General features: G+C 43.3%; 9 protein-coding genes. 5 read left to right on the top strand and 4 right to left on the bottom strand.

Translation table 11 applies throughout. The annotated features are described in order from the left end of the window. Nucleotides 1–56: 56 nt before the first annotated feature. The gene (locus J7529_RS18565) at nucleotides 57–479 is read right to left on the bottom strand and encodes an ATP-binding protein (RefSeq protein ID WP_318730208.1); all 423 of its coding nucleotides are present in this window, start codon (nucleotides 477–479) and stop codon (nucleotides 57–59) included. Between the two features lie 260 nt (nucleotides 480–739). After that, nucleotides 740–6790: an AAA family ATPase gene (locus tag J7529_RS18560; protein ID WP_318730207.1), complete on the bottom strand. Its 6051-nt coding sequence runs from the start codon at nucleotides 6788–6790 to the stop codon at nucleotides 740–742. Nucleotides 6791–6995: 205 nt separating this feature from the next. Between J7529_RS18560 and J7529_RS18555 the strand changes: the two genes are divergently transcribed. Next, entirely contained in the window at nucleotides 6996–7394 is a 399-nt protein-coding gene (locus tag J7529_RS18555) for a Fur family transcriptional regulator (protein WP_271936688.1), read from the top strand. Here J7529_RS18555 and J7529_RS18550 read toward each other — a convergent pair. Both J7529_RS18550 and J7529_RS18545 read right to left on the bottom strand, forming a co-directional pair. Beyond that, the gene (locus J7529_RS18550; RefSeq protein ID WP_318730206.1) at nucleotides 7383–8420 is read right to left on the bottom strand and encodes an SPFH domain-containing protein; all 1038 of its coding nucleotides are present in this window, start codon (nucleotides 8418–8420) and stop codon (nucleotides 7383–7385) included. The two genes, J7529_RS18555 and J7529_RS18550, sit on opposite strands and share 12 nt — an antisense overlap. A gap of 33 nt (nucleotides 8421–8453) precedes the next feature. After that, nucleotides 8454–8891 (bottom strand): NfeD family protein, encoded by a 438-nt coding sequence (locus J7529_RS18545; RefSeq protein ID WP_271936685.1) that lies wholly within the window; start codon nucleotides 8889–8891, stop codon nucleotides 8454–8456. 124 nt (nucleotides 8892–9015) lie between these two features. On the opposite strand from J7529_RS18545, the gene J7529_RS18540 reads away from it, so the two are divergent. The 4 genes from J7529_RS18540 (at nucleotide 9016) to J7529_RS18525 (ending at nucleotide 14245) form a co-directional block, all read left to right on the top strand. Then, nucleotides 9016–10839 (top strand): PP2C family protein-serine/threonine phosphatase, encoded by a 1824-nt coding sequence (locus J7529_RS18540; protein ID WP_318730205.1) that lies wholly within the window; start codon nucleotides 9016–9018, stop codon nucleotides 10837–10839. Nucleotides 10840–10985: 146 nt separating this feature from the next. Then, nucleotides 10986–11234: a ferredoxin-thioredoxin reductase variable chain gene (locus J7529_RS18535; protein ID WP_318730204.1), complete on the top strand. Its 249-nt coding sequence runs from the start codon at nucleotides 10986–10988 to the stop codon at nucleotides 11232–11234. Nucleotides 11235–11384: 150 nt separating this feature from the next. Next, entirely contained in the window at nucleotides 11385–12677 is a 1293-nt protein-coding gene (locus J7529_RS18530; protein WP_318730203.1) for a hypothetical protein, read from the top strand. A gap of 44 nt (nucleotides 12678–12721) precedes the next feature. Further along, nucleotides 12722–14245 carry a CHAT domain-containing protein gene (locus tag J7529_RS18525; RefSeq protein ID WP_318730202.1) on the top strand — a complete coding sequence of 508 codons (1524 nt, stop codon included), beginning with the start codon at nucleotides 12722–12724 and terminating at the stop codon, nucleotides 14243–14245.

The following is a 14245-nucleotide window of genomic DNA, read 5'->3' as shown; positions in this document are numbered from 1 at the left end:
TATCTTAATTCGTCGGGGCATTGCTTTGCTTGGACACTCTTCATTTATATCGTAACTTATTCATCGGACTTGATATCATCTCTAACTATAAGTACCTGAACTTTCTTTCCATTAAAGTCAGAATCTTCTCCTTCGTTATAATTAAAGTCATGTAATTCGATCAAATTTGCCCAATTTCCTATAAATTTATTGGGCAAATATTTTTGAATGCCTTGCCGAATTTCTGTTTCATCCTTCGATTTATATAAACCTATTGGACTACGTTGAGTATCCTCTACTCCTATCACCAAACATCCTCCACCAGAGTTAGCAAAAGCTAAAATATGCCTAGCTACAGTAGCAAAGTCAAGCCATTCACACTTGAAGTCAATGTAACTTTTCTCTCCAGTATTTTGTTGAATCAAGTGTTTAAAATTTTCGTGTGTTGGATTATTTTCAAAATTGACAAAATAGTTGTCTCGATCCTTATAAGAGTTCATAAAGTACCTCACAAACAAAATATGGACATAAAAGACAGTCAGGTAAATTCCTGATCAGTCTGACAATGTACCTATTAATTTTAGCGTTTTGTAATGGTCGTGGGTTGCCTCGGCTATAATTAAAACGTTGCTTAATTATTGGAGGTCTGCACATGAAACGAAAAGGAATGCTATACTGCTTTTGCAAAAAGAATGAACAATGTATATAATTGAGGTGAAAAACGGTTTTCCTATTACCTATGACTGCGCGAAGCACTGTATCAAAATTGTTGAATGAATTCAACGATCGCCCGATCATTGAAGTCTGCGGCGAGTCGCAAAACCTGATGAGCAAACTTATAATAGCGAGAATCCATATCTATCAGTCGTTTCGCTTCCTCTTCAATTCCTACAATATCGCCAATGCGTGCTGCTTTGAGTAACCACTCTAACTCCTGAACAGGAGGGACAGCTTCCTCTGTATCGGTCTGTGTGCTGGTGGGAACAGTTGTCTTTTCATATACCCACTCCAAATTAAGAGACTTTTGTAAATAATCTAGCAACGCTTCGATATCAATCGGTTTAGGAAGAAAACAATTACATCCGACCTCCACACTTCTCACTTCATTGTTACCTATAATACTTGCAGAAGAAACAATAATAACGGTTTTTTGAAACTCTTCTAAAGTGCGTAACTGTCTAGTCATTTCCAATCCGTCTAAGACAGGCATCACTAGATCAGTAATAATTAAATCCGGTTGAAACACTCTGGCTTTATTAACTCCCACTTCACCATTTTCTGCTTCTTGACAGTCAAATCCAAGGGGAACTAAGAGATCTAACAATATCCGCCGATTGACCGGTTTATCATCTACAACTAATAGCTTTTGCGCTCGTCCTTGATAGCCGATAATTTGACCGTGATGATTCAGAGTTGATGAATTAACCCATTTAGTAGCTATAGGCAATTCTACATCAAAGAAAAAGGTACTGCCTTTTCCCAGCTCGCTTTTTACTTGAATCTCACTGCCCATTAAATTTACAATTCTCTGGGAAATAGCTAGTCCCAAACCCGTTCCTTCTGCTCGTCGCAATTGAGAACCCACTTGCTCAAAGGCAATGAAAATTTGGGGTAACTCTTCTGAAGCAATGCCTACGCCCGTATCTTGGATAGAAAAGTGGAACATTGATGAGTGCTCTTCTGCTGATGGATGACGGGTAACAGAAAAAACGACACTCCCTTGGTCTGTAAATTTAATCGAATTGCCTAACAAATTCAGTAAAACTTGACGTAACCGTTTTTCATCAACAATAACAGCCATGGGTAAATTGGCATCCACCTGATAATCAAAGAGTATCCCTTTCGCTTCTGCGCGAATCCGAGACATTTCAGCAATGGCTAACAAGAATGAAGATAAATGGAGTTCTTGGGGATTCAAATCCAATTTACGAGCTTCAATTTTGGAGATGTCAAGGACATCGTTAATTAAATTGAGCAGGTGAGTACCCGATTGTTCAATAATATCTACACCATATCGTTGGTCATTCAGGTTTTTGGCTCGTTTCATAATTTGGGTATAGCCCAGGATACCATTGAGAGGCGTGCGTAATTCATGACTCATGTTGGCAAGAAATTCGCTTTTGGCTTGGTTAGCTGACTCTGCTTGTTCTTTAGCTTTTTCTGCCTCTTCTTTGGCTAAGGCCAATTCCTGGGTGCGTTCTTGGACTTTTTGCTCTAGGGTGTGGGAATACTTTTCCAGTTGACGATAGAGCGTTGCATTTTCAATGGCAATGGAGACTTGCGCCGTGAGCAATTGCAACACTTCTTGCAGATTTTCGGTAAACGCTCCGATGGTTTGGTCGTTTTCAAGGTAAAGAATACCCAAGAGATTTTCAAGTTTGAGAATGGGTAAACAGAAGATACTTTTTGGTTGTTGATGTTGTAAGTAAGGTTCCCGACTCCATCGTTGTTCTTGGCTGATATCTTCTATTGCCAAAGGTTCTAAGGTATTACGAACGTAGCGAATGAGAGAAGCTGGGACATCGGGACTATTATCTAAGGGATGTTTGGGGAAAGATTCTGTGGTTTGTTCTCCCGTTAAAGTGGCTAAAGCTTCTACACACCAGTGAGTTTCTGTGGGTAAAATTAGGGCACATTTGGTTGCTCCAGCATTTTCCATCAGCACTCGAGCGAGTTTGGCGATGAGTTGCTTTTGTTGTAATTCGCTCGATATGGCTTGACAGGCTTTAAGAATGCTGGCTACATTGAGAGCGCTGGAAGTTGTACTTGTATTAGTACTGGTTCTTGTTTTGCTGCTGGAGGTAACTGTAGGAAAAGGAGCAGCGATAGTTTCTTGGGTACTCAGTTGGATGCCTGGGTTGGCAAGAATGGGTTGGAGAAGTTGGGGATAGCAAGCCATAAGATGGTCAGTTTTCGCCTTAGCTCCCCAGCGAGCATAACCGTAATAAGCGTGTTGCATATGGGAAGCAGCTAGAGACTCATTTCCTTGGTTAAGGTAGAATTTAGCGATCAGTTCATTGGCTAAAGCTTCTTCTTGAATATAACTGTTTTCTTTGGCTCCAGTGATGGACTGATGATAGGACTCAAGAGCTTGTGTTGACTGTCCTAAAATCCGATGTTTTTCGGCTCTGACTAAATCTAATTTATGTTGAAAATTCATCGGGGCGTGATGTGCCCAATAACGTAATTTTTCCTCCTCGCTGTTAACTTTTTGTAGTATTTCTGCTTGCTCTGAAGGTGTGAGATCTGGATAAATAGCTAACTGTGCTAGAGCTTTGTAGAAATACAGGATGCTTAAAGTATACATAGGGGGAAGAGCATCCATATATCCCTGAACGAAAACTGCACATTCAACTGCTTTTGGAAAGTGTTCAAAGTGATAACTGAGCCAGAGTTGATAAATATAAGCATAGGCGATCGCACCAGTATCGGCTGTTTGTTCATGAATGGGCATCATGCTGTCGATGTCATAGACCTCACCCTGTAACGACTCTGGCGTTTCTGAGCCGTGAACGAGGTTAAGAATAGCTTGATAGACTATCCTGTGTTTGGCGACAATCGGCTCTAACTTGATTTGACGACAAAATTCGAGATAAATAATGAGTTCTTGTGCCAGATCGGGTAAATGATCGCCGACAAAAAAGGCATAGACCGTGTAAGCAATCGTTGAATAGCCTGCAAACTCAGTATCACCATTTTCTAAGCCACTCTGATAGCCTTTCAATAATCCGGGTTGACCTTCTCGGAGGTGGTTTTTCCAAAAACCAATAAATCCATGGAAGTTCATCAATACTTTAGATTCCATTTTTTTATCGGCTTGTTTTTCTTGGATTTCTAAGGAGAGTTGACCAAAAAGATAACCTAACTCAATGTTCTGTTGCCCACAGAGCATGAATCCATAAGTTCCATACGCAAATGGGGAAAATGCACTATTTCCATATTGAATAGAAAGCAATAACTGTTGACAGATAATCAGGGGAAATAGAGAGGGTTGAGCAATGGATGTGGGTGGAATAACTAAGCCTAAAATTTCTACTGCTTCCTGTTTATATGGATCGGTCATGACCGGTAAATTGACCAGTTTTTCAAAAGACTTACGTTCACATAAAGATTGAGTTTCAGCTAATACGTGTTGAAGGTGTTCTGGGGTGGGAGATTCGGGAATAGTTACGCCTAAATGGGCTAAGGTTTCTAAGGCGGTTTGAACCGATCGCAGGGGTTGGTTCTGAGCCATGAATGCTAGGATTTTGATTTTGAAGATGGGAACCTGGTCTAAAAAAGATGCGGCATTCTCTAACACTTCTTGTCCCAATTGCTCCATTTCGGCAAACTCCGCTTGAAGATAAGCGGCTTCCGCTGCACCAATCAATAATGCTAAGGTGAGATTATACTGAGTTTTCCAGGGCAGATCGGGTAATAGTTGAATCCCAGTTTTTAAGTAGTCTAGGGCTGTGGTGTAGGCGGTGGCGGCTTTGGCTTTTCGTCCGGCTTGTAAGTTTAACTGGGCTAGTTGGAGGCGATCGCCTTTCTCAACGAGCAATTCTCGCCCCTTATTCAACTGATTCACAATGCTAAAACGTTGCTCTTCCTGGTCTTCTGAGGATGTTCCCTGTAACAGGAGTTGGCCAATTTTTAAGTGAGTGGCGGGTTTTTCGGCTTCCGGAATCAGGGAGTAAGCGGCTTGTTGAACGCGATCGTGGAGAAAACGATAGGTCAGAGAGCTGCTTTCATAGAGGGGTAAGTCTTGGGTGATATCGGCTTGAAAGAATTTACACACTTGTGTGGTGGGTACAATTAAGCCTTCTTGGAGAGAAATCCATAACTCGTTGGTCATCTCTAATGGCGATCGCTCGCAGACTACAGCTAGGGTTTCTAAATTAAATTGGTTACCAATACAGGCAGCCACTTGTAGGACTTCTTGGGTTAAATTGGGTAATTTCTCTAGCTGGAGTGCCATAAATTCGGCGACATCATCACTGATGGTTAGCGATCGCACTCCAGCTAAATCGCACTCCCAGTACCCTAAATTAGCTTCAAAGTGAATAAAATCTTCACTATGTAAATACTTGAGAAACTGATTGGTAAAAAATGGATTCCCCTCAGTTTTCTGGTAGACTAAATGAGTTAACGGTTGGGCTAATTCCAAAGAACATTTGAGAGTATTAGCAATTAAGCGATTAATATCTTCAAGGCTTAAAGGCGCTAGAGTAATTGTCTGGAGAGATCGCCCCAGTTTATTCATCTGTTTCACCGTTTGCATCAACGGATGAGCTGGAGATACTTCGTTGTCTCGATAAGCTCCAATTAATAAGAGATGACCATTATCTTGAGACCCCAGAAGCAGTTGAATAATTTGTAAAGATGTATTATCTGCCCATTGTAAATCATCTAAAAAAATCACTAGGGGATGGGCTGGTGTTGCTAGGATACCAACAAATTTCTGAAACAAGCGATTAAAGCGATTTTGGGCAGCAGTTCCCGTAAGTTCTGGAATGGGAGGTTGAGGGCCAATGATCTTTTCTAGTTCGGGTATAACTTCCAGTAAAGCTTGTCCATTTTCTCCCAAAGCTTCTAGAATATTGGCTTGCCAAGTTTTTAAACTTCGATCGCTTTCACTGAGTAATTGTTCAATCAGCTCTCTAAAGGCTTGAGAAATCGCACTTAAGGGAATATTACGATTAAATTGGTCAAATTTCCCTTTAATAAAATACCCTCGCTGGCGAACAATGGGTTTATGAACTTCATTGACGACGGCAGTTTTTCCTATCCCCGAAAATCCAGCAACGAGCATCATTTCAGAATGGGGAATCTGCCGTGAGAAGTCGGCAGTCGGGGAAGAGTGGGCAACACGCTCAAAGGCATCGAGTAGAGCTTGTACTTCTGTCTCGCGTCCGTAGAGTTTTTCGGGGATGGAAAAGCGATCGCAAATATCGCGCCCTGCTAACTCAAATGGGGCGATTTCTCCTGTTGTTTCTAATTGGTCTAGACATCGCTCTAGATCGTATTTTAACCCCAAAGCACTCTGATACCGATCTTCGGCATTTTTTGCCATTAATTTCAACACAATATCCGACAAAACCGCAGGGATTTTTTTCCGAATGCCGACTGTGGACTCCCCACTCCCTAATTCCTCTGGCATTCTGGCAATATGGCAATGCACCAATTCCATGGGATCTTGGGTTTCAAACGGCAATTTACCCGTTAACAATTGATAAAAGGTAACACCTAAAGAATAAAAATCACTCCGGTAATCAATTCCCCGGTTCATCCGTCCGGTTTGTTCTGGAGAAATATAGGCTAGAGTTCCTTCTAAACCACTCGGGTTAATGAGCTGTTGTTGTTCTTTGGGGAGTAGGGTAGAGATACTGAAGTCGATGAGCTGAATGGTTTTGGTTTCTGGATGAATTAAAATATTAGCGGGCTTAATATCTTTATGAATAATGCGGTGTTGGATTAAATCCTGTAGAGCTTGTGCCAATTGAATGGCAATGGATAAGAACTCCCTAAGATGGCGATCGCACTTTTCCCAATAGTTCCACAGGGCGATCGCCCCGCGATCGGGCATAATCAGGGCATATCCATTACCGAGCTGCTCTAGAGCTAGGGGTTGAACGATATAATCGGACACCAGATGACGAGTAATGGTATATTGATTACGAAAGCGAACTAATTCGTTAAATGTAGGGTTAGGATTGCGGAGAACTTTGATAATGACTGAACTCCGATCGCTTTGTTGAATCCCTTGATAGACTAGGGTACGATGTCCACTGTAAATTATAGAACTTTCTTCATAGTCCGGTAAGTTCAACATTTTATTTTCTCCGAGTTATCATTAGTCAGAAAAAGGATAGGAATAAGACATAAATTGATGCTGGAATTATCGTAATTGATAATCTGGGTTAAGATTAGCATATACAGATCGTCGATTGAAGAATAGTCTCAAACCCGTTATCATAAACAATTACTCGTGCTTTTTATATCAGTGAGGGGTGAAAAGCCTATCTCATGGACTGGTCATGACATCTAAGTATACTCGCAGTCAACAAAAAATTATTACACTTCTCAAAGGCATTCAGCGATCGCTCTCTGCTCAGGATATCTATGTTGAACTGCGCAGTCGCAGTCAAACGACTGGACTAGCCACTATCTATCGCGCTCTAGAAGGACTCAAACAAAAAGGTGCGATTCAATCTCGCACCTTAGCTAATGGGGAAGCCGTATATACTTCTATTGAACAGGATCGACACCATTTAACTTGTTTAAAATGTGGTCAGTCAATTATGCTCCCTGAATGTCCAGTCCATGACTTAGAAATCGCTCTACAACAATCCTACGAGTTCAAAATTTTTTATCATACCCTGGAGTTCTTTGGACTCTGCGAGAAATGTCAACTGTTACCCACTTCAGAGCTTTGAAGAGGGCGATCGCAAAGCTTGTAAATCTTGGTCTAACTCAGAAGGTATCGTATTCAACTCTCCTGAGTCTAACGAAGTCGTTGCATCACCAACAATTGAGCGCATTCCTTCTAGGGCAGACGGAATACTCCGAGGGTCCATAAACATCACCTTACTGCTCTCGCTACTGCCTATTTGCATACCCATTTCCATGTAGTTTTGGGCAATTAAAAATTGCAGTGCATCCTTTGCCCTTGGATCGGTTTTCAGCATCTTCGTCACAATTTGCATGGCTTCGGCTGTTCCTTGGGCTTTTAATACCGCTTGTTGCCGTTCCGCTTGCGCCCTTAAAACGGTTGCTTTTTGTTGCGCTTCTGCATCTAAAATCGCTGCTTTTTGCCGCGCTTCTGCATCTAAAACCTGAGCTTCTGCCCGACCTTTAGCACTGTTCACGGCAGAATCTCTTTCTCCTTCCGACGTTAAAATGGCTGCCCGTTTTTTGCGTTCGGCTGACATTTGCAGCTCCATGGAATCTTGGACTGCCTTAGAGGGAACAATATCGCGCAATTCCACCCGCGTGACTTTGACTCCCCAAGGATCGGTAGCAATATCCAACTCTCGCAACAGGACTTCATTCACTTCTGAACGAGCCGTAAATGTTTGATCTAACTCTAATTTACCCATTTCAGCCCGAATTTGAGTTAGGACTAAATTGGTCATCGCTGCGTGCAAGTTTTCCACCTTATAATAGGCTTTTTCTAAATCCATAATCCGCCAATAGACCACCGCATCCACGCTAATCGATACATTATCACGGGTAATACATTGTTGGGCGGGTACATCGAGAACTTTTTCACGAATCGTTTCCTTAAAGGAAATGGACTCAACTACAGGCATCAAAAAATTTAATCCAGGTTCGAGTTTCTTACCATTATATTTGCCCCAACTTTCCACGAGCATTTGTTCGCTTTGCTTCACAATTTTAACGCAAGATAAAGCACTACCACCAACAAACAAAGCAACCAGTATACCAAATAGTTCACCCATGAGTAGACCTCCAGAGAATTAAAATTAGATAATTTAAGAATTGAGCATTTTTTGGGGAATCACAATTAACGTATTCCCTTCTCGACGGAGAACATAAACCATTTCCTCAGCGGCGATCGCCCCTTGGGGATCGTCACATTTCGCCCGCCAAGAATTCCCTTCATATAACACCCGTCCCGATTGACCGGGTAAAATTTGAGTTAAAGTTTGTGCTTCTTTGGAATCTTGAATACTATAGGCAGTCCGTTTCGGTAAGAGTTTGCGAGATCCTAAGACTAGCCCCAAAGAGAACACCATCCAGAGGCCAATTTGTATCCCTAACCCCAGTTGAGGAAGCAATAAGGCAACTCCAGCCACCGCAAATGCTCCAAGTCCCATCATCAGCTCAATAAAAGCTGTGGGGGTTACCAGTTCCATCATACAGAGGATAAAGCCAGCAATCAGCCAAATAAATATAGGATTGAGAGCCATGCCGATTTATGAACACAGGGTTGAGTCAGAAAAGAGGATCGATGAATCCCTGAAAATAGCCTAATCTATGCAAAGAGCGATCGCGTCGAATAATTAACCTAATCTTTAGGGTTGGAGGGTTTGTATGAACACATCCAAGTGCTATCTCTGGGCAGTTAAGGGATCGTCAGTTCCTGTGGGGGAAATTGTCGCTAACCGATATCAGGTGGTTGGGGCCCAAATTTGGCAGGATACTCAACCTCAAAGCTTACCCCTGATCCCCGATCGCTCCGATCCAAAAGTATTAGCCTATTTACATCTCTCTTCCTATCTTCTCCATCTGCCCCAACTCTACGGCGGTGTGGAAATCCCCGGTCATCCCCTCATCTTATTGCTCGATCGCATCCCTATCACTCCAGAAGGAACCCTCTACCCCTCCATTACCGAAGTTTGGCCCCAAACTTCCCCAGTACGTCAAGTCTATTGGTTATGGCAATTAAGTCAACTCTGGAACCCCTTAAACGCCTTTCGAGCTGGGGCGAGTTTGCTAACGGCAGAAAATATCCGGGTGCAAGGCTGGCGAATTCACCTACGAGAATTAATCTTTACTTCGTCACCCCCGAGTGTAGCCGCCCTCTCTCGCTGTTGGCAAACCTGGATAGAGGGTTGTAGTTCCGATATCCAGGAACGACTGAGTACCTTATGTCAGGAGATTGAGGAAGGTAAACGTTGGGAGACGATCTCGGCTTCCTTGAATCAGATGTTATTAGAATTAGCGGCAGAATTACCTTTAAAAATTACGACTTCTGGGGGAACAGACGCGGGCACGGTGCGATCGCATAATGAAGATAGCTGTTATCCAATCGCGGTTTCCCAAAATGGCAATCTTACCCCAGAATTCGATCGGATTCGGGAATTAGCGATCGTTTGTGACGGACTCGATGGCCATGAAGGGGGCGAAGTCGCCAGCGAGTTGGCCGTGCGCAGCGTCAAATTACAAGTACAAGGATTACTCTTAGAATTGGCAGAACAAACGGAAGTGGTCGAGCCAACCATCTGGATTGACCATATGACCTCTGTGATTCGCATTGTTAATAATCTGATTGCGACCCAAAATGATATGAAGGGGCGCTCTGGCCGGGAAAGAATGGCCACTACCCTAGTGATGGCTCTGCAAATTGCCCAAACGGTAAAAACAGCCTTTGGTTTAGATTTTCCCAACGCCCACGAACTCTATTTAGCCCATGTCGGCGATAGCCGTGCCTATTGGATTACGCCCGATTATTGTCAATTATTAACCCAGGATGATGATTTTGCCCATTGGCAAGTGACGAAAGGCGAGTGTTGCCACCGTCAAGCCGCCGCTCAGGATAATGCCATGCAACTGATTCAGGCCTTGGGAGTGCAACATGCCGATAACCATGAATTAGTACCCCATGTGCAACGGTTGATTATCGAAGAAGATGGGCTTTTACTCTTATGCTCCGATGGATTAAGCGATCGCCATACTATAGAACAATATTGGCAACAAGAGATTCACCCCATTTTTGCGGGTCAGATTACGTTAGAAGAGGCCGTTAATCGCTGGTTAGAGTTAGGAAGATCGGACCAGAATCCCGATAATGTATCGGTGGTCTTAATGTATTGTCAGGTTTCTCCACAAGAGGAGAGAGAACCGTCCGTTCTCCAGTCAGGAACTGAGCCAAAATCCTTATCGACAGGAACGATTAATGCCGAGTTATCTTTACCCGAATCTCCAGAGTTTGTTTTTCAGCAGGTGATTCCAGAACCTGAAGCAGAGCCAGCACTAGCGGCTCCTCAACTGGAAAAACACCCATCCAAGCGAGTTGGGGCAATCGTTTGGGGATTGCTCTTACTATTACTCCTGGGAGCCGGGTTTGGACTCTGGTATTCCGGGTTAATTGAGATTCCTGGGTTGAATGCTCCGCAACCTAGACAGGAGGACTAATTTTGTTTTCCTCTTCTCTAGGTTGCCTATCGAGTCCTTGCGTACACTGAGTTCCACTTTTATGAGAGAATCAAAGATTGTACTCAATTAACAAAAATGTTAACTGAAAAGCAAGTTGAGCTTATATTATTGTGGAGCAAAAGTATATGAGTGTAAAAGTTGGCGATCGCGTTCGGGTCAAAACACCTTTAGTTATTTATCATCATCCCCAACATCGCAATGAACCGTTCGATCTCAAGGGTGAGGAAGGGGAGGTGATTGATTTAGCCTCTACATACAATTGGAAAGGTGAAGAAGTGAGCATCAGTGCGAATTTCCCTGTCGTTGTTCAATTTCCAAACATTGGTAAGCGGTTTAAAGCCCATTTGAAAGAAGATGAATTAGAAGTCATTTAATGGGGAATCGGGAATGGGGAATAGGTAAGGGTTTATCTATGCGTCCCCGTATCCCCGTGTCCTCGCTTCCCCCATTCTCCCCACTCCCCACTCCAGTGTTACAGTAATGGGTATCCTGCGATCGCACCCTAGCGTAAATGTAGCAAGTCTATGGCAGATGTAATCGTTAAATCATCTCTGCTCCGAGGTTTGGTGTTGAGTGTCGTGAGTGGCATTCTGATTAAGGAAAGTTTCGTAATCTACCAAAATTCTCAAAATCATCGTTCTCTCCCTCCTCCTATCTCTGTAAGCCTGAATTCTGAGGAGGATTACATCCCTCCTCCTATTCCAGAAAATTACCGGTCTGAACTCACCGAACCCTCCCCCGTATTGACGTTACCCAGTCCCCCAGATCGCTGGTCAATTCAATTACCTCCTGAGTCCGAACTAATTGCCAATTATGAACAATTGTGGGTTGGCTCGCTTCCCCCAACGATTACAGATCGGACCGAGATCGATCGTCGTGTAGATTCGCCTCAAGTTGAACATCGTACTCTTTCGGCAACCCCTTCAATCCCGGCCAAGAATTCCCATCAACGGGTCGGGGATGGACAAGCAGGGGGGAATAAAGAATATCATAAAGAGTATCTAAAGGCGATCGCTGCTCCCCTTCCTCTCGCTCAAGCACCAGAAATCCCTCCTACATCTGGTTCCCTCAGTCCCGATACCACTCCAGCAAACCTGGAACCCTTCCAACCCTCAGTCCTTCCGCTCTCCCGTCCGACTCAAACCCCAGTTGCTGCCTCTCCAACCACGACGGTTATGATTCCCTCAGCCTATGGTCAACAGTGGGGAACAGTGGGAGTGGCGTTAGGCGTACAATCCCGTACCCGCTATACAGATGAGGCAGATGCGGGATTAGGTATTGGGATCGGATTAGGCAATCCCCAAACTGGAGTGGGAGTGGATGTAGGGGTGAGTATTGTTGATTTAGTGGGAGATACCGCCCAAGATGGAGCCGTGAGCCTGAAAATCCATCGCCAACTGCCCCAAAATTGGGCGATCGCCGTTGGAGTCCATAATGCTCTTCAATGGGGCGATACAGATGGCGGTTCGAGCGTCTATGGAGTGGTGAGCAAACGGTTCGATCTGCGTGAAAATGTCTCTGCTCCCTTTAGTCGGGTCTATGTCTCTGCTGGAGTGGGTGGAGGGCAATTTCGTTCAGAAGACAATATTATGGAACAACACGATGAAATAGCCGTATTTGGGGGGGTTGCGGCCAGGATTGTACCTTCGGCAAATGCGATCGTTGAATGGACCGGTCAAGACCTAACCCTTGGCGCATCCATCACTCCTGTCTCTACACTTCCCCTCGTCATCACCCCCGCTGTAACTGATATTACTGGCAGTGCTGGCGATGGCGGCCGTTTCATCTTAGGAATTGGCTATGTTTTCTCGTTTTAAATCTTAAACATAATGACTTTTACCGGCATAAAGTCCTAGAAGCTATGAAAATTCATCATTTTTGGGTCTGGTTCATCTCCATTTTTCTTGTCCTTCTCACCCATTCATCCCTACAAACCGCCTACTCCCAAACCGGCAATCAATCCGATGTCACTGGCCCTAATCTTCAAGAACTCTTATCCTTTCCTCCTTCAGAATCTGATAATTCTTCTGGGAGTAACGATAACACCTCATTCAAAGACGTAGAAATCGCTCGAGAAGCCTTTGAAAGCCAATTTCTTCAATCCGACTTTGAACAAGCCATTCAACTGTTTGAAGAATTTCAAGCCGTCGAATATGCAAAATATTTCGATCTCAAACTCTATGGCCGAACCGCAACCACATGTGAAATTGCACAAATCCTCGATCAGTTAGCCCAAAAAAACCAACAGCGCTCGGCCATTATTTATATGGTTTCCCTACAAAACGAATTGAATATACTCGCCATTTTTCCTAAAAATGATGCTTGTTTCTCTCCCCAATTATTAAAAAAACAAAAATCAGAATCCTCTCCATTTGCCCAAATAAAAACACAAGACATTCCCCGCTCCTTTCTAGAAACAACTATCAATAAATTTAACCAAGAAATTACCAATCCACGAAAAATCAGAACCACCAGCTATGAACCCTATGCCAGTCAACTCTACCAAGGGTTGATTCAACCACTAGAACACTCCTTATCTACTCAGAACATAGACACCTTAATCTTTTGTTTAGACAAAAAACTTCGCTCTCTTCCCATTGCTGCCCTCTACCATGACCAACATTTTCTGATCGAAGACTATCAGATTGGTTTAATTCCCAGCTTTAGTCTGATCGATCCAGCCTATCGTTCCGTTCAATCAGCTACATTATTAGGATTTGGCGTATCGGATGGAGGGCGAAACCAGGAATTACCCCCCTTACCTGCAGTTCCTGTGGAACTTTCTTGGCTGCAAAAAATTTGGCAAAGTCAAACCTTTTTAGACCGACAAGCCACCGTGGCAAATTTACAGGAATATAGCAAAACTCCAGATACTCGGATGATGCATATTGCCACTCATGCCGAATTTAGACCCGGAGATATCAGCAACTCTTTCATTCAATTATGGGATCGCAATGTGGGCTTAGATCAACTGCGTGAATTATCTCAAGATTCTCAATGGAATCAAAATCCTAGGGTTGAACTTTTAACCCTCAGTGCTTGTCGCACAGCCCTAGGAAGTGAAGAAGCAGAATTAGGGTTTTCTGGATTAGCTTTACAAGCAGGAGTTAAAACGTCTCTTGGCAGTTTATGGTATACTTCTGATGAAGGTTCACTGGCATTAATGGCAGAATTTTATCATCAACTTCAGAATTCAACCGTTAAAATTACTGCCTTAAGACAAACACAATTAAATATGATTAATGGTTCGATTAATATCCGTGAGGGTCGTCTTCATCTCTCTTCAGATTTAACGATTGATATACAAGATCAATTTTCTAGATCCCAAACCTTTAACCATCCCTACTATTGGTCAGCGTATACCTTGATTGGCAACTGGAATTAA

This window comes from Roseofilum sp. Guam, assembly GCF_017746735.1.
Lineage (GTDB): Bacteria > Cyanobacteriota > Cyanobacteriia > Cyanobacteriales > Desertifilaceae > Roseofilum > Roseofilum reptotaenium.
Note: the sequence above shows the minus strand (reverse complement) of the source record. Positions and strands in the feature narration are given on the sequence as shown.

Coding starts and splice junctions, on each gene's coding strand:
- J7529_RS18565 (WP_318730208.1), bottom strand. CDS start 479: ATGAACTCTTATAAGGATCGAGACAACTATTTTGTCAATTTTGAAAAT.
- J7529_RS18560 (WP_318730207.1), bottom strand. CDS start 6,790: ATGTTGAACTTACCGGACTATGAAGAAAGTTCTATAATTTACAGTGGA.
- J7529_RS18555 (WP_271936688.1), top strand. CDS start 6,996: ATGACATCTAAGTATACTCGCAGTCAACAAAAAATTATTACACTTCTC.
- J7529_RS18550 (WP_318730206.1), bottom strand. CDS start 8,420: ATGGGTGAACTATTTGGTATACTGGTTGCTTTGTTTGTTGGTGGTAGT.
- J7529_RS18545 (WP_271936685.1), bottom strand. CDS start 8,891: ATGGCTCTCAATCCTATATTTATTTGGCTGATTGCTGGCTTTATCCTC.
- J7529_RS18540 (WP_318730205.1), top strand. CDS start 9,016: ATGAACACATCCAAGTGCTATCTCTGGGCAGTTAAGGGATCGTCAGTT.
- J7529_RS18535 (WP_318730204.1), top strand. CDS start 10,986: ATGAGTGTAAAAGTTGGCGATCGCGTTCGGGTCAAAACACCTTTAGTT.
- J7529_RS18530 (WP_318730203.1), top strand. CDS start 11,385: ATGGCAGATGTAATCGTTAAATCATCTCTGCTCCGAGGTTTGGTGTTG.
- J7529_RS18525 (WP_318730202.1), top strand. CDS start 12,722: ATGAAAATTCATCATTTTTGGGTCTGGTTCATCTCCATTTTTCTTGTC.